Raw genomic sequence first — 19,776 nt, 5'->3', positions numbered from 1 at the left:
CTCAGCTCCCGCGATAGGTCTGGTAGCTCCAGGGCGTCGCGAGCAGCGGCACGTGATAGTGCGCGTCGGCATCGGCGACCGCGAAGCGGAGCGGGATCAGGTCGAGGAACAACGGATCGCCGGAGGCGAGGCCATGGGTCTTGAAATAGGCGCCCATGTGGAACGTCAGCATGTAGGTGCCGACCGCGAACTCCTCACCCGCCAGCACCGGCGCATCGGTGCGCCCGTCGGCGTTGGTCCGGACCTGCTTGATGCGCCGCCAGGCGCCGCCCGGCCCGAGGACATCGAGGTCGACAGTGACATCGGCGGCCGGCTTGCCCCTCACCGTGTCCAGGATATGCGTGCTCAGACGGCCCATCCGTGCTCCCTTGCTGCTGCCGTCCCAACCCTAGCAGCGCCCGGTTAAAGCTTCGAGGCGTTTTGCCGGTCACCGCCAGCTCAATGCGTGGTCACGGCTCCCTCCGCCCGAAACGCTCCACCAGGAAATCGATGAACAGCCGCACCTTCACCGAGAGGTGCCGCGTTGGGGGATAAATCGCGTAGAGCGCGAGCGGGGGCGCGGTGTAGTCGGCGAGGATCGCGGTCAGCGCGCCGCTGGCCAGCGCATCCGCCGCGATGAAATGCGGGATCAGTGCGATGCCCTGCCCTTTCACCGCGACGTCGCGCAACACCTCGGCATTGTTGACGCACAGGCTCCAGGCCGGCTGGATCCAGTGATCGCCGTCGCGGCCGGTGAGCTTCCACTGATTGCCGGTCAGCAGGAAGCCATAGGTCAGCGAGGTATGCCGGCGCAGGTCCTCCGGGCTCTCGGGCATGCCGTGCCGGGCGAGATAGGCGGGCGCGGCGCAGATGACGCGCTCCACCGGCATGATCCGCCGCGCCACCAGGCTGGATGATTCCAGCTCGGCGATCCGGAGCGTCACATCGAAGCCGTCCTGGACGGGATCGAGCAGATCATCGCTCAGCACGATCTGCAGCTGGAGCTCGGGATAGCGGACCATGAAATCGGCCACGACCGGCCCGAGCCGCATCGTGCCGAACGACATCGGCGCGTTGACGCGCAATAGCCCGCGCGGCGCGGCCTGCGATTGGCTGACAGCTTGATCCGCGGCATCGAGGTCCGCGAGAATCGCGACGGCGCGTTCGAAATAGCGCTGCCCCGTCTCGGTCGGGCTGGCGTGGCGGGTGGTGCGGACGATCAGCTGCACGCCGAGGCTTTGCTCGAGCTCGCCGATATATTTCGAGATCGCCGAGCGCGACAGCCGCAACTGCCGGCCGGCCTCGGCGAAGCTGCCGCTTTCGATCACCTTCACGAACGCCCGGAGGCTGCTGAGCTTGTCCATGGTCCCTGGGCCGCCATTGTCGCCAAATTATAGACAGAGACGTCACAAGAGCACGGATTGTCTCCAAATCAAAGCCGACCAATATTGCGCCCAGACATTCAACGGCCCATTCGAGGGCCTGGCAGACAGGAGACCCACATGGCTGGACTTCACCACGTCACCGCGATCGCCGGCGACCCGATCCGCAATTACGGCTTCTACACCCGCGATCTCGGCCTGCGTTTCGTCAAGAAGACGGTCAATTTCGACGATCCCGGCACCTACCATTTTTACTATGGCGACGAGACCGGTCGTCCCGGCACCATCCTGACCTTCTTTCCCTGGGCCGGCGTGCGGCAGGGCCGCCGCGGCGTCGGCGAAACGCACCAGACCGCCTTCCGGGTGCCGCAGCGCTCCCTTAGCTACTGGACCCAGCGCCTCACCGAGAAGGGCATCGCCTATGAGGCACTGGAGAAGCGCTTCGGCGAGTCGGTGCTCCCGTTCACCGATCCCGACGGCATGGCGCTGGCGCTGGTCGGTGTCCCCGGCGCGGAGAACGAGCCTGGCTATAGCAATGGCGACATCCCGGCCGAGCACGCCATCCGCGGTTTTCATGGGGTCACGCTGCTGCTCGACTCCGCCGAGAAGACCGCCGCCGTGCTGACAGACGTGTTCGGCTTCGCGGAAGCTGGTCGAGAAGGCTCGGTGATCCGCTTCAAGGCGCCGGGCGATGCGGAAGGCAGCGTGGTCGACATCTACGAGGCCAGGGGCTTTTTGCGAGGAGCACAGGGGGCCGGCTCCGTACATCACATCGCCTTCCGCGCGGCCGATGATGCCGAGCAGGGCGTGATGGCGCAAAAGCTCGTCGATCGCCACGGCCTGCATCCGACCGAGCAGAAGGACCGCAACTACTTCCGCTCGATCTACTTCCGCGAGCCCGGCGGCGTGCTGTTCGAGATCGCGACCGACATCCCGGGCTTCGCGGTCGACGAACCCGTCGCCGAACTCGGACGAAACCTGAAGCTGCCCGCCTTCCTCGAGACGCACCGCAAGCAGATCGAGGGCGTGCTGCCCAACCTCGAGGAGGCCGCATCATGACCGGCACATTGTCCTTCACCCATCGCTTCCAACCTGGAAGCGCGACGGGAGCAGCCCCGCTGCTGCTCCTGCACGGCACCGGCGGCGACGAGAACGATCTCCTGCCGCTCGGCGCCACGCTGTCGCCCGGCGCGGCGCTGCTGTCGCCGCGCGGGCAGGTTCTCGAACACGGCATGCCGCGGTTCTTCCGCCGTCTGGCGGAGGGCGTGTTCGACGAGGACGACGTGCGACGGCGCGCGCTGGAGCTCGGCGCGTTCATCGGCGAAGCCCGCCAGCATTACGGCATCGGCGCGCCGGTCGCGGTCGGCTATTCCAACGGCGCCAACATTGCCGCTGCCTTGCTGCTGCTGCAGCCGGAGGCGCTGGCCGGCGCGGTGCTGTTCCGCGCCATGGTGCCGCTGGCGCAGCCACCGGCCGTCGATCTCGCGCGCAGGCCGGTGCTGATCCTGTCGGGTCTCTCCGATCCGATCGTACCTGCCAGCAATTCGGCGAAGCTTTGCAGCCAGCTGATCGAGGCCGGCGCGGACGTGACCCACACGACCCTGCCGACAGGGCATCAACTGTCGCAGGCCGACGTCGCGCTGTCGCGCGACTGGCTGGCCGGACTGCCGCAGGCCAAGGCGGCATGACCGGCATCTGCGCTTGCGGCCCGCGTCCATCCTGATCGAGAATGCTCCCGATGGCATCGGACCGCATCACGCGGCCCGATGCCGAGATGAGGATGGGAGCAATCTGAGCATGGCCGTCGACAAGCTGTTCATCAATGCGCGGCTCGACCGTGGCGCGCGCCACGCAATCACCGTCGACAACGGTCGCATCAGCGGTCTGCTCGCGGAGACCGACCGGCCGGAGGCGCGCGAGGTGATCGATCTCGGCGGAGCGCTCGTCGTGCCTGGCTTCGTCGAGGGGCATATCCATCTCGACACCAGCTTCTATGGCGACGCCTGGAAGCCGCACAAGCCCTGCACGAACGGCTTCGACGTGCATGAGCGCGTCGCCTTCCAGGCTCAGAACATGGCCGCGGCGGCGCCGATGGACGTGCGCGCCCGCAACCAGCTCGACCTCTGCATCAGCCACGGCACCACGCGGATGCGCAGCCATGTGATGGTCGACGGCTCGGTCGGCCTGAAATCGCTGGAAACGATCCTGCGCGTGCGGGAGGAGTATCGCGAGCTGATCGAAATTCAGCTCGTCGCCTTCCCCCAGAGCGGCATTCTCAAGAGCCCCGACACGCCCGAGCTGCTCGACGAAGCCATCAAGCTCGGCGCGAACCTGGTCGGCGGGCTCGATCCGGCGAGCTTCGACCGCGACGTCGAGAAGCATCTCGATGTCGTCTTTGGGGTCGCGCAGAAGCACGGCGTCGACGTCGACATTCACCTGCATGACGCAGGCATGCTCGGACTGTTCGAGCTGGAGCAGATCGCCGCGCGCACGCGCGCGCTCGGCATGCAAGGGCATGTCGCGGTCAGCCATGCCTATGGGCTGGGCGATCTCCCGATGGATGCCCTCAAGAAGATCGCCGACGTGCTGGCCACCTCGGGAGTGGCCATCATGACCAACGCGCCGGGTGCACGGCCCTTCCCACCGGTGGCGCTATTGCGCGCGGCAGGCGTGACCGTGTTCAGCGGCAACGACAACATCCGCGATTCCTGGTGGCCCTATGGCGACGGCGACCTGCTGAATCGCGCCATGATGGTCGGCTACCGCTCCGGCTTCTATGTCGACGACGAGTTGCGGGTCGCCTTCGACCTCGTCACGGAGGCCGGCGCAAAGGCGCTCCGGCTGGAGGATTACGGCCTGCGCGTCGGCGCGCGCGCTGATTTCGTCACCTTGAACGCGGAGCACGTTCCGGAGGCGGTGGTGGCGGTCCCCAAGGGGCGCTCCGTGTACAAGGGCGGCCGCCTCGTCGCGCGCGACGGCCAAGTCGTCAGGTCAAGCTAGACCGGCGCTACTGCGCCGGCTCGACCGGTGCCTGCGAGCGCGGCGGCTCGGCACGCGACACCGTCGCAGCGGCGATCCACTGGACCACGGCAGACAACTGCCCGCCGGACTCGCGATAGGCCTGCAGCTGATAATCCGCCGAGCTGCCGAACTGCATGATGGTGCGGCAGCGCTCGACCTCGGCAAGGCACCCGAGCGCCTCGGCATGTTCAGCGATATCGGCGATCATCCGGTTCAGGATTTCCTGGCCGGTCACCGGGCCGTCCTCGGTGACGAACAGGCAGTCGGAGCCATAGCGCTGCGCCCGCCATTTGTTCTCCACGGCGATCGCACGCTCGACATTGCCGACATCTTCTGCGCGTTCGGGATTGAGATCGAGATAGCGCGCGAGCGCGCGATACAGCGAGGCGACAGCGACGGCGTCGTCCACTGACGTGCAGACGTCAGGCGCCCGCAGCTCCAAGGTCGGATGGCGCAATGACGGCCGCATCGCCCACCAGACGTGGCTCTCATCAGGCATCACGCCGGACCTCGTGAGCGCTGAGACGTAGCGATCATAATCGCGCTTGCTGGTGAACAGCTCCGGCAAGCCGGTGCGCGGGAGCTCGTCATAGGCGGCGAGACGGTAGCCCTTCAGCCCGGTTTCACGCGAATTCCAGAACGGTGACGACGCCGACAGCGCGATGAACACGGGGATGTAGGGGATCATCGCGCGCATCACCGCGAAGCGGCGCTCCGGGTCCGGCAATTGAACGTGCACATGCATGCCGCACAGCATGTTGCGCTGGCCGACGATGCGCAGGTCCTCCATCATCTCGGCGTAGCGCGGCTTGGGACTCGGCTGCGAGCTGCGCCACGTCGCGGTCGGATGGGTCGAGCACGCCAGGATCGTCAAGCCATATTGAGCGGCGACATTGGCGACCTCACGCCTGAGAAACTTCAGCTCCTCGCGCGCATCGCCGACGTCGACATGAACGTTGGTGGCGACCTCGAGCTGCGACTGCAGCATTTCGCGCATCGCCTGCCCGCCGGTCGACCAGTTCGCCGCCTCGAACAGATCATCGGGCGTGCGAATGGTGACATCGAGCGTCCGCGCGTCGACTAGGAAGTATTCCTCCTCGATGCCGAACGAATATTCGGTAACGTCTTCGCTCCCGGTGGCCGAGCGAATGACCAGCCGGCGCTCGTCGTCGCTCAAGCCAAGCCTGAGCCGTTCAAGAATTTTCGGATCCAATCCCATGTGATCAATCCTGTTGAAATCAAATGCCGTGCGTCTGCAGCCAGGCTTCCAGCAGAGCCGCCTGCCAAAGCCGCGAGTGCCCCTTGGGGCTCATCTCGGCTTCGGGGTTCTGCAGCATGTGGTCGATGAAGTCGCGTTGGTAGAGTCCGCGCGTCCGCGCCTTCTCATCGCCGAGCACGTCGCGGACGTAGTCGAGAAACGGTCCGCGCAGATAGCGCAGCGACGGCACCGGGAAATATCCCTTGGGACGATCGATCACTTCCGCCGGCACGCAGCGGCGGGCTGCCTCCTTCAGGATGTGCTTGCCGCCGTTCTTCACCTTCAGCTCGGCCGGGATGCGCGCGGCGAGCTCGACCACCTCGTGATCGAGGAACGGCACGCGGGCTTCGAGGCCGAACGCCATGGTCATGTTGTCGACCCGCTTCACGGGATCGTCGACCATCATGATCTCGGTGTCGATCTGCAGCACCTTGTCCACGGCAGCGCCGCCGTGATCGGCGAAGAAGCGCTCGACGAGATCGATGCTCGAATCCTCGCCGAGGAGATCCGGAGCCAGCAGACGCTGGAGATCCGAATGCTTCCAGTCGAAATAGGCGTTCTGATATTGCTGGACAGGATCGTTGGCAGAGAGGAAGCCTGGATACCAGCTATAGCCGCCGAACACCTCGTCGGCGCCCTGCCCGCTCTGCACCACCTTGACGCGCTTGGCGACCTCCGAGGACAGCAGATAGAACGCGACCGTGTCGTGACTGACCATCGGCTCCGACATCGCCGCAATTGCCTTCGGCAAGGCCTCGAGCGCGCGATCGCCACCGATCCGGATCTGCTCGTGATTGGTGCCGAAGGTGCGCGCGATGATGTCCGAGTAGCGGAACTCGTCGCCGCTGTGCTCGCCGACCGCGTCGAAGCCGATCGAGAAGGTGCGGATGTCCTCATGTCCCAGCTTTGACAGCAGCGCCACCAGCAAGGACGAGTCGAGACCGCCCGACAGCAACACACCCACAGGTACGTCGGCGACGCGGCGACGATCGACCGCCGCCGTCATCGCGTCCAGCACGGCGTCCGACCATTCCTCGTGGCTCATGGCGCGATCGGTCGGACGCTGCTCGCCAACATGGAACCGCCAGTAGCGCTCAGTGCGCCTGGTGCCGTCGGGCTCGATCGTCAGCAGCGTCGCTGGCTCGAGCTTCTTGACGCCATTCAGAATCGTCCGCGGCGCCGGCACCGCGGCGTGGAAGCTGAAGTAGTGATGCAGCGCCGTTCGATCCAGCGAGGTGTCGACGTCGCCGCCAGCCAGCAACGCCGGCAGCGATGACGCGAAGCGGAAGAAGCCCGGGCCTTCCGTGTAGTAGAGTGGCTTGATGCCGAGCCGATCGCGAGCAAGCACGACGCGACCGCTATCGCGCTCCCACAGCGCGAACGCAAACATGCCCTTGAAGCGCTGCACGCACGATCTGCCCCAGGCGTGGTAGGCCTTGAGAATCACCTCGGTATCGCCATCGGAGAAGAAGCGATAGCCCTTCGCCTGCAACTCGGCACGCAGCTCGCGAAAATTATAGATGCAGCCATTGAATGCGATGCCGAGCCCGAGCGCCGCATCGATCATCGGCTGCTGCGCGGCCGAGGAGAGATCCAGAATGCTGAGCCGACGATGGCCGAGCGCGATGCCGCCCTGCACATAGAGGCCGGCGGCATCGGGACCACGCGCCTGCATGGCATCGTTGACCCGGCCGAGCGCCGCGAGCGCGGGCTGGCCGGAATGTCTGATTTCACCACAAATGCCGCACATCGCGGTTCCACACGCTCCCGTTCTTCTATGTACCTCCGACAACCCTCTGTGATCGCTTACGTTCCGGCTCAAACGCCGCAGCACCTGCGGCAAAAAGCGGAACGATTTCGGCCGGTCGCGACGCACGCGCGACCAGGACGTGATCGGGCGGCACCTCGATCCAGTCCGGCTCTTTGTCGTAAGGCTCGGAGACGGCAATCACTTGATCACCGTCCTCGCGGTAGTAGAGCGAGTTGGCGCGGTCATTGGCGGCGAAGCGAAACGCATAGAGGTCGTGACCGTTCGACAGCGCCGATGTGAAACGCAGATGCTCGCGCAGACCGTCTTCATTGACGAGTTCACAGAGTGAGCGAAGCACCCTGCGCGTCGCTCCGATGGGATCCTGATCGATTCCGGCGCCGACAATCGCCAGGAACACGGCTTCCGAGTCGGTGGTGCCGAGCCGCGACGGATACAGCGTATCGGGGATCAGCGCTTCGACCTTGCGCCGCAGCCTGTTCCAACTGCCGACGAACCCGTTATGCATGAACAGCCAGCGGCCGCAGGCGAACGGATGGCAGTTCTGCCGCGTCACGGCCGTGCCGGTCGCAGCACGCACATGGGCGAAGAACAGATGCGAGTGTAGGTGTCTGCAGAGATAGCGCAGATTTTCATCCGACCATGCCGGCCGCGTCTCGCGATACAGGCCCGGCTCGGGATGGTCGCCGTACCAGCCGAGGCCGAAGCCGTCGCCATTGGTACCGGCGGTCGATTCGAGCGCACGAATACTTTGAGTCACCAGCGAATGCTCGGGCTCCGTGACATAGTGCTCGAAAGCGGTCGTCTCTCCGCGATAGGCGATCCAGCGGCACATGCTTGCCCCTCCGGTCGGATGAATGATTGAGCGCGTGCGCAGCTTCGCATTGGTGAGGCAGGCAAGAACGCGCGACCGCCAACCAAGTTCCGCGCGCTGCGAGTCGTCGACGGTTGTGTGAACCGCGCGATGCGATGCGCGCCATGTGGCGACTGATCAGTCCGTGTCCGACCCGGCAGATACGACACCCGCGCGACGTGACGCTCAACGACGTCAGGGTCGTAACGACGTGCGGCGTCTCAACTGGCCACGTCCCGCTCGCGCACCAGCCTCAGCCATGCGGCCGCGGCCGGAGAGAGATAAGCCCCGCGCCGCCACGCCATCGCCAAGGTCCATTCGGTCTCGGGCTCATCGAGCAGCACGAGGCTGATCGGCACCTGCGTGCGCTGGGTGGCGATCATGCGCGGCAGGAAGGCGACGCCCAGGCCGGCACCGGCGAGCTCGGCAATGAAGTCGATCTGCGTGCTGCGCGCCGCCACCACCGGCTCGAAGCCATTGCGGCGGCAGGCCTCGCGGAGGATGCGGTTCAACGCAAAGCCGGCCTCGAACAGCACGAAGGGCGTGTCGCGTAACTCGGCGAGCGAGATGGTCTCGCGCTGGGCCAGCGGATGATCCACGGCAATCAGCGCCATCAGCGGCTCACGACGCACGATCTGGGCGGCGAACTCCTCCGCGATCGGCGGCAGCAGCCCGGCAAAATCGATATCGCCGGCAGCGAGCATCTCGCTGAGCCGGTCGCTGCCATGCTCGACCAGCCGAATCTCGATCTCCGGATAGAGCTGGCGATAGAACGCGAACAAGGGGGCGAACAGGGTGCTCGACCCGATCGGCGGCAGGCCAAGACGCAGCACGCCGCGTTTGAGCCCGCGCAGCTCTGCGAGCTCCGCCTGCAGGTCGTCGCGTTCGGCCAGCAGCCGGATGGCCCGGCGATAGACGATCTCGCCGGCGGCGGTCATGCGGCTCTTGTGGCCGAGCCGGTCCAGCAGCGGCAGGCCGAGCTCGTCCTCCAGCTGCTTGATCGCCTTGCTGACGGTCGATTGCGTGGCGAACACCACCTTGGCGGCCTGGGAAAATCCACCTTGGCGGACGACTTCGACGAAGGTTTTGAGGGCTTTGAGTTCCATAACGAGACACGCTATTCCGATTTGGACTTAAATTCATTCATTCAATTCATTTTGTACATGCTGCATCGCGGCATATCTTCTGCTGCAGCAAGATCCGTTGGATTTCACCATGACGCACCGCAGCATCACCATTCTTCTTCAACGCCTCATCCGCCGTAACCGGCTGGCGCAGATCGGCCTGCTGGGCCTGTTCTGGGCAGCGGGCGAGGCCCTGGCCCGGGCCACCGGCCTGCCGCTGCCGGGCGGCATCATCGGCATGGCGCTGGCGCTCGTGCTGTTCCTGGCCGGCGGGCTGAAGGTGGCCAACATGAAGCGGGGCGCCAATTGGATGTTGGCCGAGATGCTGCTGTTCTTCGTGCCGGCCGTGCTGGCGCTGCTCGACCATCGCGAGCTGTTCGGCCTGCTGGGCCTGAAGATCTTTGCCGTCATCATCGTCAGCACGACCGCCGTGATGTGCGTGACCGCGCTGACCGTCGACCTCTGCTATCGCTGGACCGAACGTCATGACGCTGGCAACGCTGTGGCGTGAGCCGCTGGTCCAGGCTGCGGTCTGGTCACTGGCGACGATCCTGCTTTATTTGCTGGCCAAGCGCGTGCACCGGCGCTGGCCGCGCTGGTGGCTGATGCCGCTTGCAGTCGCGCCTGCGCTGTTGATGATTGCGGCGCTCGCGCTCAACGTCTCCTATCGCGACTATATCCGCGGCACGCATTGGCTGGTGGCGCTGCTCGGCCCCGCCACCGTCGCCTTCGCGGTGCCGATCTATGAGCAGCGTGCACTGATCCGCCGGCGCTGGCCGCTGCTGCTCGCCGGCATGATCGCAGGCAGCCTCACAGCGGTCGCCACCAGCTGGGCCCTCGCCTATGTGCTCGGCATCGACGGCCAGTTGCGGCTGAGCCTGCTGCCGCGCTCGATGAGCACGCCGTTCGCGATGGAGGTATCCGGCGAGATCGGCGGCAGTCCCGACCTCACGGCGGTGTTTGTCGTGCTCACCGGCATCATCGGCGCGGCCGTCGGCGATATCGTGCTGGCGCGGCTGCCGCTGCGCTCGGCGCTGGCCAAGGGCGCGCTGTTCGGCGTCGGCGCGCATGGCGCCGGCACCGCGCGGGCCCACCAGATCGGGCGCGAGGAAGGCGCGATCGCCGGCCTCGTCATGGTGCTGGTCGGGCTGATGAACGTCGCGCTGGCGCCGCTCATCATCCAGCTCATGAAGTAGTCGTCTCAGCGCCGCGCGAGCGAGCCGATCCAGTTGCTGATCTCCGCCTGGCGCAGCCCATCATCCGCGACATCCTGATCGAGCCCGAGCCGCCAGAGCAGATCGCGCCGGGCGCGATCATGATGCAGCGCTGCCAGCTCGGCCGCGTAGCGTTCGAGCTCGGCCATGTCAGCGAAGAAGCCCTCTTCGACCAGCGGTTCGCCGATGCGGAGGATCACCCAGGCGACGTCCTGCAGGCTGAATTCCGGGTGATATTGCACGCCCCAGAAGCGGCCTCGACCGCTGCGGATCTCCGCCGCCTGCACCTCGCTGAAGGCATTGCGCGCCGTGACCGTGGCGTCCGGCGGCAGCGTGGTCACGATATCGCTGTGGATCGCCGGCGCATCGAACACCTCGCCTCGCCCCGCATGCAGCGGATGAGCGCGGCCCGCCTCGGTCAGCGCGATCTTGCGGGCGAAGCCGACCTCGCGTCCGGCCGGATTGAGCGACACCTCGCCGCCCGCCGCCACCGTCGCGAGCTGCAGGCCCCAACACGAGCCGAACATCGGCACGCCCTGCGTGAAGATCGCGCGCACCAGCTCGATCTGTCGTAGCGACTCCGGCTCACGCTGATAGATGTTGAGCGCAGAGCCGGTGATGACGATACCCTGATAGCTGTCAATGGGCTGCGGCAGCTGCGCATCCGCGTCGGCGGGCGTGGCGATATCGACCACCGCCCCCGGCGCGAGCGCACGGAGCACGTCGGCATAGCTTTCCGACGGCGTATGTCCCGCGACCTCTGCCCAGCGGCGGCGGCCGGCGAGCGAGTTGCCTTCCAGGACGAGCAGCTTCAACACGTCGCCATTCTCCGCATCTTCATGGACCTCGCAGCCCTACGGATCGAGAACGCCGCGCAGGAACTGCGCGCTGCGCTCCCGCACCTCGGGACGGTTGAGGATCGTGTGCACATCGGCATCGATCACCATCACCTCGGCCTTCGGATCATCCTTCAAGGCGGCCGCGCAGGAGCCGGTCACGGCGCGGTCCTTATTCCAGGGATTGGCCGCCGAGAAGTATGGATCCCGCGCCGAGATCACGTTGAGCACCGGCTCCTTCGGACCGATGCCGAGCCGCGGCGCGGTGACGAAATAATTGTCCTCGCAGGACCAGGAATAGATCAGCCGCGCGACCGCGTCCTTCCCCGCGTAACGGCCGACCGCGACCGACCCCTCGCTGGTGCCGGCGATCACGACACGCTGGCGGTCGACCCAGCTCCAGTCGCGCGACGCCTTCAGCGCGTTTTCCAACTCGGCCAGTCGCAAGGCATGGACGCGCTCATAGGTCGCCACGTCGACCGGCGAGGTATAGGTCAGCCGGTCAGGGATCGCGAGGCTATCGGGCGCGACCGACGCCACGCCGAGTTCGTCGGCCAGCCAAACCTGAAATTCCTTGATCGCCGGGGCCACGCCGCTCGAGCCGTGCATCACGACCACCAGTGGGGCGATGCCGATCACGTCGGGCGCGTCCTCGGCGTGTCCCTCCCAGCGCTTCCCGCCCACGAGCACCGCGGGCAGCACGAGGTTGGCCTTCGTCCACGTCAGGCTGAGGTTCTCGGGCGTGGGCTCCAGCACCGAGCCCTTGGTCTCACCGGGCTTGTCGGCGGCGAGGGCGGCGGTGGCGAACAGCAGGGCAAGACAGGCCAGCGTAATTCGGAATGAGACCATTACCAATACGAACCTCGACAGCTCACGCAATGCTCCGCTCAACCCGGACCGATGCATGGCGCGCGAGCCGTCGTGAGACCGCCTCCAGCATAGGTGCGATGGACGCGAGAATCCATCGCGATCGGAGCGTGCACGCGTCGCTGGTCATGGGCGCCGGCGTCTCCCGCGCATCTGGCGCAGGTGATGACGTGGGGTGACCGCCTCGTACGCGAAGGTCCCTGGGACGTGTGTCGCTGGATTCGCCACATCGAGGGCGCGGCCGCAATCGCGAATGAGATAGAGCCCCGGCAGAGCCGCGGCCGACGGCAGGAGCTCCCCACGGGGCTCGTTCGCAGGACGGCGAAGATCCCCAGGCATCAGGGCCAGCAGCGTCGCCCTGAGGCCTTTCAGGATAGCCTTCATTGCGCGAGACGGCCGTGCCGGCCGATGACGACCCAGCGCCCACGCGCGGCGCCCGCGCTGATCGCCCGCCGATGCGCAATCATCGGCGGGCAGCATCACGCGCAGCGGCTGTTCCGACGGGCCGGCATTAATCAACATCTTGCGCATCACTCTCACCTTCAACTCAGAGCGGCCGACGCATCGGCCGCGTTCGTCGTGACCATCGCGCAGACGCGGTGACGGCGAGCTGTCGCCGCATGTCAGCCAAATGTCAGCTCGCCGTCCCATTCGCTTCTCCTACTGCCGCGCGGCTCGCGGAGCTTCGCGCTTCAGCTGCTCCAGCGCCTCCGGCATCATGCGACCGAACATCGAGCTCAGCATCGCCGTCGGGATCAGGCCCGAATTGCCACTCTCCGGCCCCGGTCCGCCGGACATCAGGAATTGAGGCACCAGCGGCTGGTTGATCCGGGTCAGCGCTTCCGCGAATTTTGCGAAGTTCTGCTCGGCCAGCCTGAACTCCGGCCCGCCATAGGCATCGACCGCGAGCTTGGTCGCCTGCGCGTTCGCAGCGCCGACCGCGAGCGCGCGATCGGCCTCGCCCTGGCCTTCGAGCCGCGACTGCTCGCCGACGGCGGCCGCCGTCACCTTGCGGGTCTCGGCATCCTTCTGCGCGCGGGCGAGCGCGGCGGCGCCTTCGTTCTCGTTGACGCGGATCTGGATCAGCGACTGCGTCAGCGCGGCCTGCGCCGCCGCGGTCGCCTTGGCCTCGTTGAGCGTGCGCTCCTGGATCGCGGCCTTCTCCTGCTCCTGGAAGGTCTCGACCTGCTCACGCGCGACCTGGCGCATGCGCAGCTGGATCAGGATGTTCTCGATGGTCTGATCGCCGGGTGCCGCGCGCGGCGTGCCGATCAAGACCTCCTGCAGCTCGAGCGAATAGCCCTCGAACTTCACCTTCATCTCGGCCGCGGATTCCTCCTGGATCGCGGCGCGGTTCTGTAACAGCTCGATCAGCGTCATCTTCTGCGCGACGTTCTTGAAGAACGCCGACACCATCGGGTCGAGCGTCTGCTCGACCAGCTTCTTCACGTCGCCGAAGCGCTGGATGATCATCGGCGCCTTCTTGTAGTCGATGTGCATCACCACCGAGAGCGGCAGGGTCGGCTCGAACGCGTCCTTGGTGATCAGCGAGATCTCCGACAGGTTCTCGTCGAGCTTCATCGCGCCGACCTCGCCACGCACCCATTTGAGGATGAAGTTGACGGTCGGGATGATCTCGATCTTGCCGGCATAGGTGTTGAATGCGTATTTGCCGGGCAGCAGCGGATCCTTCCAGACGCCGCGGCCGCCATTGCTGACGAGCTCGCCGTGGCGATAGGTCTCGCCGGACACGTCCGCCATGTGCGGACCGGTATAGAAGATGACGACGCCGACATTGCCGACGGGGATGATGGTCTTCGGCACGTTCTCGACGGTCGCGAACAGGCGGTTGATGTACCAGGTGCCCTCGACGATGACCTGGAGCTGGCGGCCGCGATGGCCGCCGGCGGCGAGGAATTTCTCGGGCTCCTGGAAGTTGTTGTGAAAGGTCGCGGCGTCCCGCAGCTCGGTGCCGACCTCGGGCGCGATGATCTCGCCGGGAGGCAGCGACGGGCCGTCATGCACGGTGACGATGCCGACGAGATCATGATCGGCCGCCAGGATGACGGGCGTGAAGCCCCAGCGCTCGGCGATCGTCAATTGCATCGCGTCGAGCACGATGCGCTCCTGATCGCTCAGCGCATGGCCGTAGACGCGCTCGTCGGTGATGATGGCGAACTGCGTGGTGTTGATCGCGTAGGTACCCTCGCGCAGGAGCTTGCGCTGCGGACCCTTCTGGCCGCCGGCCAAAAGAAAGCGGCGCGCGTCCTGGAAGTCGCTCCTGTCGTCGCTGTCGTTGGCGCCCAGCACCTGCGAGGCGCCGAGCGGCGCGCCGTCGCGGGCAAAGACATAGGCGATCTTGCCCTGGCCGACCGTCACCAGGTCGGAGGTGTGGATGCGGTACATGAAGGGAAAGAACAGGTGCAGGCCGCCGCGCAGCACCTCCGGCTCGAAGCCGGCTTCGCCGTTCAGCGCGATGAAGCCGTCGGCGACTGAGCCTCTGACGCTCCAGAGTTTCTCGACGATGCCGACCTGGTTGTTGGGGATGTAGCGGATGATGTTGGAAAGCTTCAGCAGTGCAAGCAACGCAATGATCGCCCCGGCCGCGAGGGCCGGCTGGATCACAGTGGTGATGTCCATGAGGGGTCTCCAAGTCGCGCATGGCCGGGGCGGCTGCTGCCGCCGCGCTGTCACCGCGCGCGATCATGCCGATCGATGTCGGCGCGCGAGAACCTAGACCTCTTGCGGATTTTTCAAAGACCACCGTCGCCGAAATATTTCGTCTCCTCGGTTTGAACCCGGCTCGCGCTGCGACGACTCAATCGCCTCCCAGACGCTTCTGCACCAGCGCCAGCACGTCGGGTTCGTCGAACGCAGCCGCGGTCAGCGCAGCTCCAGCGGCGATCAGATCGTCATGACCGAGATTGGTGCGCATTCCCACTGTGACGATCCCCGCGGCCGTTGCAGCCGTGATGCCGGCGCGTGAATCCTCGAACGCCACCGCGCGGTCCGGCAACGCATCGGCCGCACGCAGCCCTTCCAGATAAGGCAACGGGTGCGGCTTGCCGTGCGGCAGCTCGTCACCGATGATCACCGCACGAAAGCGATCGATGATGCCGAGCCCGTGCAGGATCAGTTCGGCATTGGCGCGCGGCGCGTTGGTCACCGCCACCACCGGGATCGCCGCGGCCTCCGCATGATCGAGCAGCGCCATCAGGCCGGGCAGCGGCTGCACCTTGCCGGCGGCGAGGCTGCGGAACACGTCCTCTTTCTCCGCCATGATTTCGGCGCGCCGCTCGGGCCGCTCATCCGGCAGAAATTGGGCGCCGATCGAGGCATTGGAGCGTCCGAGCAGTTCGCGTGCCGCCCGCGCGCGGTCGAACACGTGACCGTAAGGACCGAACACCGCGTTGAACGCCTCCAGATGCAGCGCATCCGTATCCGCCAGGGTGCCGTCGATGTCGAACAGCAGCACCGGCTGCCTGTTAAGAACGCCTCGCATCAGCAAATTGACCTCAAACTCATCCGGATGTTGACGCGATCTGATCCAACTCTCGACCACAGGGGCTGTCGTTATCTCCGAAACGGCGTGAAACCGCGACGGGGGAAATTGCGATGATCGACCATTTTCAAGCGACGTCCCACTCGAGATCCATCGTGAAGCTCGGCGCCGCCGCGGCGCTGCTGTCCACCATGCTGCTGGCGGCCCCCGGTGCGGCGCAGGCGAGCGAGGACATGGTCAACGGCCAATACTGCAACTCGATGTGCAAGGCCTACATGTCCTGGTCCAATCGCATGCTGGCGATCACCCAGCCGAATTATGCCCGGCCTCAGGTTCGCGTGGCGGTCCCGCACAACCCGATGCCGGAAAAGATGGCCAAGGCGGACTCGAAGGCCGAATCCAAGGCGGACAAGGCCGAGCCGCGCATGACGCAGCATCCGGCCAAGCCGCATCGCCCGGCCAACATGAACTCCTTCGCGCAGCTGCCCGCCGGCAGCCATGCCGGACAGGCCGCCATGGACCCGCCGCAGGGCGACGACGGCTCGGTCGCGTCCGCCGGCGCGGAGATGGGGCGCATGCTGTCGACCGATCCGCAGCCCGCATTGGCCGGCCTGCGCGGCAGCACCGCCGACGGCGCCGACATGCGGCTGGTTTCGATGCGCGACACCGGCATGGCGCAGGGCCCGATGACGGTCGGCGAGGCCGGCAGCACCCGCTCCAGGACGCCGTCGATCTGGATCATGCTCGCCGCCGCGGCGCTGCTGGCGTTCTTCGGCCATGGCTGGCTGAAGCGGCGCAGCGAGGCGACCCACGGGCTGAACTGACGCCCAAGCCGCGGCCAGGGTTGTCCCGCGATACCCCGCGGGAACCATTCCGGACAATTTGATCGCTCCCCGCGGGCTGCGACAGGCGGCTCGGTTGAACTGACAGCCCCGTTTCTCTATGCGTGGGCGATGAACATCGCCCTCACCGCTCCCCCGTTGAGTTCTCCTGCCTTGAGTTCCTGGCCGCGCCACCGCGCCGACCTCAAGCCCGCGCCGTTCCTGCCGATGAGCCGGAAGGAAATGGACGCGCTCGGCTGGGATGTCTGCGACATCGTGCTGGTGACCGGCGACGCTTATGTCGACCATCCCTCCTTCGGCATGGCCATCATCGGCCGGCTGCTCGAGGCCCAGGGCTTTCGCGTCGGCATCATCTCCCAGCCCGACTGGCATTCGGCCGAGCCGTTCAAGGCGCTGGGACGCCCACGCGTGTTCTTCGGCGTCACCGGCGGCAACATGGACTCCATGGTCAACCGCTACACCGCCGACCGCCGCATCCGCAGCGACGACGCCTATACGCCGAACGGCGAAGGCGGCAAGCGGCCGGACCGCTGCACGCTGGTCTATGCGCAGCGCTGCCGCGAGGCGTTCAAGGACGTGCCGGTCGTGCTCGGCGGCATCGAGGCCTCGCTGCGCCGGATCGCGCATTATGATTACTGGTCGGACAAGGTGCGCCGCTCGGTGCTGGCCGACGCCAAGGCCGACATCCTGATCTACGGCAATGCCGAGCGCGCCGTGATCGAGGTCGCGCATCGCATCGCCGGCGGCGAGCCGCCGAAGACCATCGAAGCGGTGCGCGGCACCGCGCTGTTCCGGAAAGTCCCCGAAGGCTACGTCGAACTGCACGCCGACGATCTCGACTCCGCGGACGAAGGCGCGGCGCGCGAGAAGGGCGACGTCGTCATCCGCCTGCCGTCCTGCGAGCAGGTCGAGGCCGACAAGGAGGCCTATGCGCGCGCCTCCCGCGTGCTCCATCGCGAGAGCAATCCCGGCAATGCGCGCCCCCTGGTGCAGCGCCACGGCGATCGCGACCTCTGGCTCAACCCGCCGCCGATCCCGCTGACCATGGCGGAGATGGATAGCGTCTACGACCTGCCCTACGCCCGCGCGCCGCATCCCTCTTACGGCGATGCCAAGATCCCGGCCTGGGACATGATCAAGTTCTCGGTCACGATCATGCGCGGCTGCTTCGGCGGCTGCACCTTCTGCTCGATCACCGAGCATGAGGGCCGCATCATCCAGAGCCGCTCGGAAGGCTCGATCCTGCAGGAGATCGAGCGCATCAGGGACAAGACACCGGGCTTCACCGGCGTGATCTCCGACATCGGCGGCCCGACCGCCAACATGTACCGCATGGCGTGCAAGGACCCCAAGGTCGAGGCCGCGTGCCGCAGGCCGTCCTGCGTGTTCCCGGAGATCTGCCCGAACCTCAACACCTCGCATGACGATCTGATCCGGCTCTATCGCAAGGTGCGCGAGGTCAAGGGCGTCAAGCGCGTGATGGTCGCCTCCGGCGTGCGCTACGACCTCGCGGTCGAGAGCCCGGCCTACATCAAGGAGCTCGTGACGCATCACGTCGGCGGCTACCTGAAGATCGCGCCGGAACATACCGAGCGCGGCCCGCTCGACAAGATGATGAAGCCGGGCATCGGCACCTATCACCGCTTCAAGCAGATGTTCGATGCCGCCGCCGCGCAGGCGGGGAAGAAGTACTATCTGATCCCCTATTTCATCGCGGCTCATCCGGGCACCAGTGACGAGGACATGATGAACCTCGCGCTGTGGCTGAAGAAGAACCGCTACCGCGCCGATCAAGTCCAGACCTTCCTGCCGTCGCCGATGGCGACCGCGACAGCGATGTACCATACCGGCGTCAATCCCTTGCGCGGCGTCCGTCACGGCGCCAGCGACAAGGTCGAAGCGATCAAGGGCCTGAAGCAGCGCCGGCTGCACAAGGCGTTCCTGCGCTATCACGACCCGGACAACTGGCCGGTCCTGCGCGATGCGCTCCGCGCCATGGGCCGCGCCGATCTGATCGGCTCGCGTCCGGACCAGCTCGTGCCCGCGCATCAACCGCCCGGCACCGGCAAGGCCGCCGTGACGCGGCGGCCTGTGCGGCCCGAGCCGCGCGCGCAGCGGTTCACGACCAAGGGCGTGAAGATCAGGAAGTAGTTGGTGAGCGTTGGCACGCAATCGCCTCGTTCTCCGCTGTCGTCCCGGGCTTGACCCGGGACCCATAACCACAGGGAGATGTGTTGGGCACACTCTGAGCCACCTGCGTGCCTCACACATCCGACGGTGGTTATGGGTCCCGGCTCGAGGCCGGGACGACACCGAGTTTGTTGCACGGCCATCCCACCTCACCCTCCGCTGTCATCCCGGACGAGCGCGCGTCGCGCGCGAAGATCCGGGATCCATACCCACAGGCTGAACTGTTAGGCACATCCTGAGCCACCTGCCTGCCCCACATAGCCGCCGGTGGTTATTGGTCCCGGCTCGAGGCCAGGACGACACCGAGTTTGTTGCACGGCCATCCCACCTCACCCTCCGCTGTCGTCCCGGACGAGCGCGCATCGCGCGCGAAGATCCGGGATCCATAACCACAGGCAGAACCGCTAGGCACATCCTGGGCCGCCTTCCTGCCTCACACACCCGCCGGTGGCTTTGGGTCCCGGCTCAAGGCCGGGACGACACTGAGTTTGTTGCACGGCCATCCCACCTCACCCTCCGCTGTCATCCCGGACGAGCGCGCGTCGCGCGCGAAGATCCGGGATCCATACCCACAGGCAGAACTGTTAGGCACATCCTGAGCCACCTGCCTGCCCCACATAGCCGCCGGTGGTTATGGGTCCCGGCTCGAGGCCGGGACGACACCGCGTTTGTTGTGACGCCGTTCCAACTCACAAGCACGACGAGCACCATGCACACGCGCCCCCGCTTCGCATCCTCTCCACGATGTCCTCAAACAGCCCACCGCAGCCCCGCGGCGCAATCGCGCCCAGGTCATGCTGCCGACATCGCCCTCGACAATGAGAGGGCGCGGGGAAGACCGGACCTCGACTGAGGCCCGTGGCCCGCCTGCGAAAAAAATGCAGGCGGCAGGTACCACGAGTCCAGCCGGACGACCCGGCCTTCCCCGCGCGCTGGTTTT

Annotated in this window: 18 protein-coding genes; 8 read left to right on the top strand and 10 right to left on the bottom strand. The window is 66.3% G+C overall.

The window, feature by feature from the left end; genetic code table 11:
* Position 1: 1 nt before the first annotated feature.
* Positions 2 to 358 carry a hydroxyisourate hydrolase gene (uraH, locus tag NLR35_RS08885; protein ID WP_257166192.1) on the bottom strand — a complete coding sequence of 119 codons (357 nt, stop codon included), beginning with the start codon at positions 356 to 358 and terminating at the stop codon, positions 2 to 4.
* 91 nt (positions 359 to 449) lie between these two features.
* A complete protein-coding gene (locus NLR35_RS08880) occupies positions 450 to 1,343 on the bottom strand; it encodes a LysR family transcriptional regulator (RefSeq protein ID WP_257166191.1) in 894 nt (297 codons plus the stop codon).
* Between the two features lie 138 nt (positions 1,344 to 1,481).
* Between NLR35_RS08880 and NLR35_RS08875 the strand changes: the two genes are divergently transcribed.
* From NLR35_RS08875 to NLR35_RS08865, 3 genes are all read left to right on the top strand, one after another.
* Positions 1,482 to 2,420 carry a ring-cleaving dioxygenase gene (locus tag NLR35_RS08875; protein ID WP_257166190.1) on the top strand — a complete coding sequence of 313 codons (939 nt, stop codon included), beginning with the start codon at positions 1,482 to 1,484 and terminating at the stop codon, positions 2,418 to 2,420.
* A complete protein-coding gene (locus tag NLR35_RS08870) occupies positions 2,417 to 3,049 on the top strand; it encodes an alpha/beta hydrolase (protein ID WP_257166189.1) in 633 nt (210 codons plus the stop codon). Before NLR35_RS08875 ends, NLR35_RS08870 begins: the two co-directional genes overlap by 4 nt.
* A 109-nt stretch (positions 3,050 to 3,158) precedes the next feature.
* Positions 3,159 to 4,361, top strand: a complete 1,203-nt coding sequence (locus NLR35_RS08865; protein WP_257166188.1) for an amidohydrolase family protein — start codon at positions 3,159 to 3,161, stop codon at positions 4,359 to 4,361.
* A 7-nt stretch (positions 4,362 to 4,368) separates the two neighbouring features.
* Here NLR35_RS08865 and NLR35_RS08860 read toward each other — a convergent pair whose 3' ends face one another.
* The 4 genes from NLR35_RS08860 to NLR35_RS08845 form a co-directional block, all read right to left on the bottom strand.
* Positions 4,369 to 5,601, bottom strand: coding sequence for a carboxylate-amine ligase (locus NLR35_RS08860; RefSeq protein ID WP_257166187.1), 1,233 nt, complete (start codon positions 5,599 to 5,601; stop codon positions 4,369 to 4,371).
* 19 nt (positions 5,602 to 5,620) lie between these two features.
* On the bottom strand, positions 5,621 to 7,390 hold the full coding sequence (locus NLR35_RS08855; protein ID WP_257166186.1) for an N-acetylglutaminylglutamine amidotransferase: 1,770 nt from the start codon (positions 7,388 to 7,390) through the stop codon (positions 5,621 to 5,623).
* Positions 7,391 to 7,415: 25 nt separating this feature from the next.
* On the bottom strand, positions 7,416 to 8,243 hold the full coding sequence (locus NLR35_RS08850) for a class II glutamine amidotransferase (RefSeq protein WP_257166185.1): 828 nt from the start codon (positions 8,241 to 8,243) through the stop codon (positions 7,416 to 7,418).
* A 239-nt stretch (positions 8,244 to 8,482) separates the two neighbouring features.
* Positions 8,483 to 9,367: a LysR family transcriptional regulator gene (locus NLR35_RS08845; protein ID WP_257166184.1), complete on the bottom strand. Its 885-nt coding sequence runs from the start codon at positions 9,365 to 9,367 to the stop codon at positions 8,483 to 8,485.
* 97 nt (positions 9,368 to 9,464) lie between these two features.
* On the opposite strand from NLR35_RS08845, the gene NLR35_RS08840 reads away from it, so the two are divergent.
* Positions 9,465 to 9,896: a CidA/LrgA family protein gene (locus NLR35_RS08840; protein ID WP_374940801.1), complete on the top strand. Its 432-nt coding sequence runs from the start codon at positions 9,465 to 9,467 to the stop codon at positions 9,894 to 9,896.
* Positions 9,871 to 10,581: an LrgB family protein gene (locus NLR35_RS08835; protein ID WP_257166182.1), complete on the top strand. Its 711-nt coding sequence runs from the start codon at positions 9,871 to 9,873 to the stop codon at positions 10,579 to 10,581. Before NLR35_RS08840 ends, NLR35_RS08835 begins: the two co-directional genes overlap by 26 nt.
* Positions 10,582 to 10,586: 5 nt before the next feature.
* Here NLR35_RS08835 and NLR35_RS08830 read toward each other — a convergent pair whose 3' ends face one another.
* Together NLR35_RS08830 and NLR35_RS08825 are read right to left on the bottom strand one after the other, a co-directional pair.
* Positions 10,587 to 11,417: a type 1 glutamine amidotransferase gene (locus NLR35_RS08830; RefSeq protein WP_257166181.1), complete on the bottom strand. Its 831-nt coding sequence runs from the start codon at positions 11,415 to 11,417 to the stop codon at positions 10,587 to 10,589.
* Between the two features lie 36 nt (positions 11,418 to 11,453).
* Positions 11,454 to 12,284, bottom strand: coding sequence for a hypothetical protein (locus tag NLR35_RS08825; RefSeq protein WP_257166180.1), 831 nt, complete (start codon positions 12,282 to 12,284; stop codon positions 11,454 to 11,456).
* Positions 12,285 to 12,710: 426 nt separating this feature from the next.
* Here NLR35_RS08825 and NLR35_RS08820 point away from each other — a divergent pair, with 426 nt between their 5' ends.
* On the top strand, positions 12,711 to 12,905 hold the full coding sequence (locus NLR35_RS08820; RefSeq protein WP_257166179.1) for a hypothetical protein: 195 nt from the start codon (positions 12,711 to 12,713) through the stop codon (positions 12,903 to 12,905).
* Positions 12,906 to 12,962: 57 nt separating this feature from the next.
* On the opposite strand, the gene NLR35_RS08815 is transcribed toward NLR35_RS08820, so the two are convergent.
* Both NLR35_RS08815 and NLR35_RS08810 read right to left on the bottom strand, forming a co-directional pair.
* The gene (locus tag NLR35_RS08815) at positions 12,963 to 14,942 is read right to left on the bottom strand and encodes an SPFH domain-containing protein (protein ID WP_257166178.1); all 1,980 of its coding nucleotides are present in this window, start codon (positions 14,940 to 14,942) and stop codon (positions 12,963 to 12,965) included.
* A 178-nt stretch (positions 14,943 to 15,120) separates the two neighbouring features.
* Positions 15,121 to 15,810: an HAD family phosphatase gene (locus tag NLR35_RS08810; RefSeq protein WP_257166177.1), complete on the bottom strand. Its 690-nt coding sequence runs from the start codon at positions 15,808 to 15,810 to the stop codon at positions 15,121 to 15,123.
* A 107-nt stretch (positions 15,811 to 15,917) separates the two neighbouring features.
* On the opposite strand from NLR35_RS08810, the gene NLR35_RS08805 reads away from it, so the two are divergent.
* Positions 15,918 to 16,628, top strand: coding sequence for a hypothetical protein (locus NLR35_RS08805; RefSeq protein ID WP_257166176.1), 711 nt, complete (start codon positions 15,918 to 15,920; stop codon positions 16,626 to 16,628).
* A gap of 129 nt (positions 16,629 to 16,757) precedes the next feature.
* Positions 16,758 to 18,797 carry a YgiQ family radical SAM protein gene (locus tag NLR35_RS08800; protein WP_257166175.1) on the top strand — a complete coding sequence of 680 codons (2,040 nt, stop codon included), beginning with the start codon at positions 16,758 to 16,760 and terminating at the stop codon, positions 18,795 to 18,797.
* Positions 18,798 to 19,776 lie beyond the last annotated feature (979 nt).

Source organism: Bradyrhizobium sp. SRS-191, from assembly GCF_024586915.1.
Lineage (GTDB): Bacteria > Pseudomonadota > Alphaproteobacteria > Rhizobiales > Xanthobacteraceae > Bradyrhizobium.
This window is presented reverse-complemented; position numbering and strand designations above follow the sequence as displayed.

Coding starts and splice junctions, on each gene's coding strand:
- uraH (WP_257166192.1), bottom strand. CDS start 358: ATGGGCCGTCTGAGCACGCATATCCTGGACACGGTGAGGGGCAAGCCG.
- NLR35_RS08880 (WP_257166191.1), bottom strand. CDS start 1,343: ATGGACAAGCTCAGCAGCCTCCGGGCGTTCGTGAAGGTGATCGAAAGC.
- NLR35_RS08875 (WP_257166190.1), top strand. CDS start 1,482: ATGGCTGGACTTCACCACGTCACCGCGATCGCCGGCGACCCGATCCGC.
- NLR35_RS08870 (WP_257166189.1), top strand. CDS start 2,417: ATGACCGGCACATTGTCCTTCACCCATCGCTTCCAACCTGGAAGCGCG.
- NLR35_RS08865 (WP_257166188.1), top strand. CDS start 3,159: ATGGCCGTCGACAAGCTGTTCATCAATGCGCGGCTCGACCGTGGCGCG.
- NLR35_RS08860 (WP_257166187.1), bottom strand. CDS start 5,601: ATGGGATTGGATCCGAAAATTCTTGAACGGCTCAGGCTTGGCTTGAGC.
- NLR35_RS08855 (WP_257166186.1), bottom strand. CDS start 7,390: ATGTGCGGCATTTGTGGTGAAATCAGACATTCCGGCCAGCCCGCGCTC.
- NLR35_RS08850 (WP_257166185.1), bottom strand. CDS start 8,243: ATGTGCCGCTGGATCGCCTATCGCGGAGAGACGACCGCTTTCGAGCAC.
- NLR35_RS08845 (WP_257166184.1), bottom strand. CDS start 9,367: ATGGAACTCAAAGCCCTCAAAACCTTCGTCGAAGTCGTCCGCCAAGGT.
- NLR35_RS08835 (WP_257166182.1), top strand. CDS start 9,871: ATGACGCTGGCAACGCTGTGGCGTGAGCCGCTGGTCCAGGCTGCGGTC.
- NLR35_RS08825 (WP_257166180.1), bottom strand. CDS start 12,284: ATGGTCTCATTCCGAATTACGCTGGCCTGTCTTGCCCTGCTGTTCGCC.
- NLR35_RS08820 (WP_257166179.1), top strand. CDS start 12,711: ATGACGACCCAGCGCCCACGCGCGGCGCCCGCGCTGATCGCCCGCCGA.
- NLR35_RS08815 (WP_257166178.1), bottom strand. CDS start 14,942: ATGGACATCACCACTGTGATCCAGCCGGCCCTCGCGGCCGGGGCGATC.
- NLR35_RS08805 (WP_257166176.1), top strand. CDS start 15,918: ATGATCGACCATTTTCAAGCGACGTCCCACTCGAGATCCATCGTGAAG.
- NLR35_RS08800 (WP_257166175.1), top strand. CDS start 16,758: ATGAACATCGCCCTCACCGCTCCCCCGTTGAGTTCTCCTGCCTTGAGT.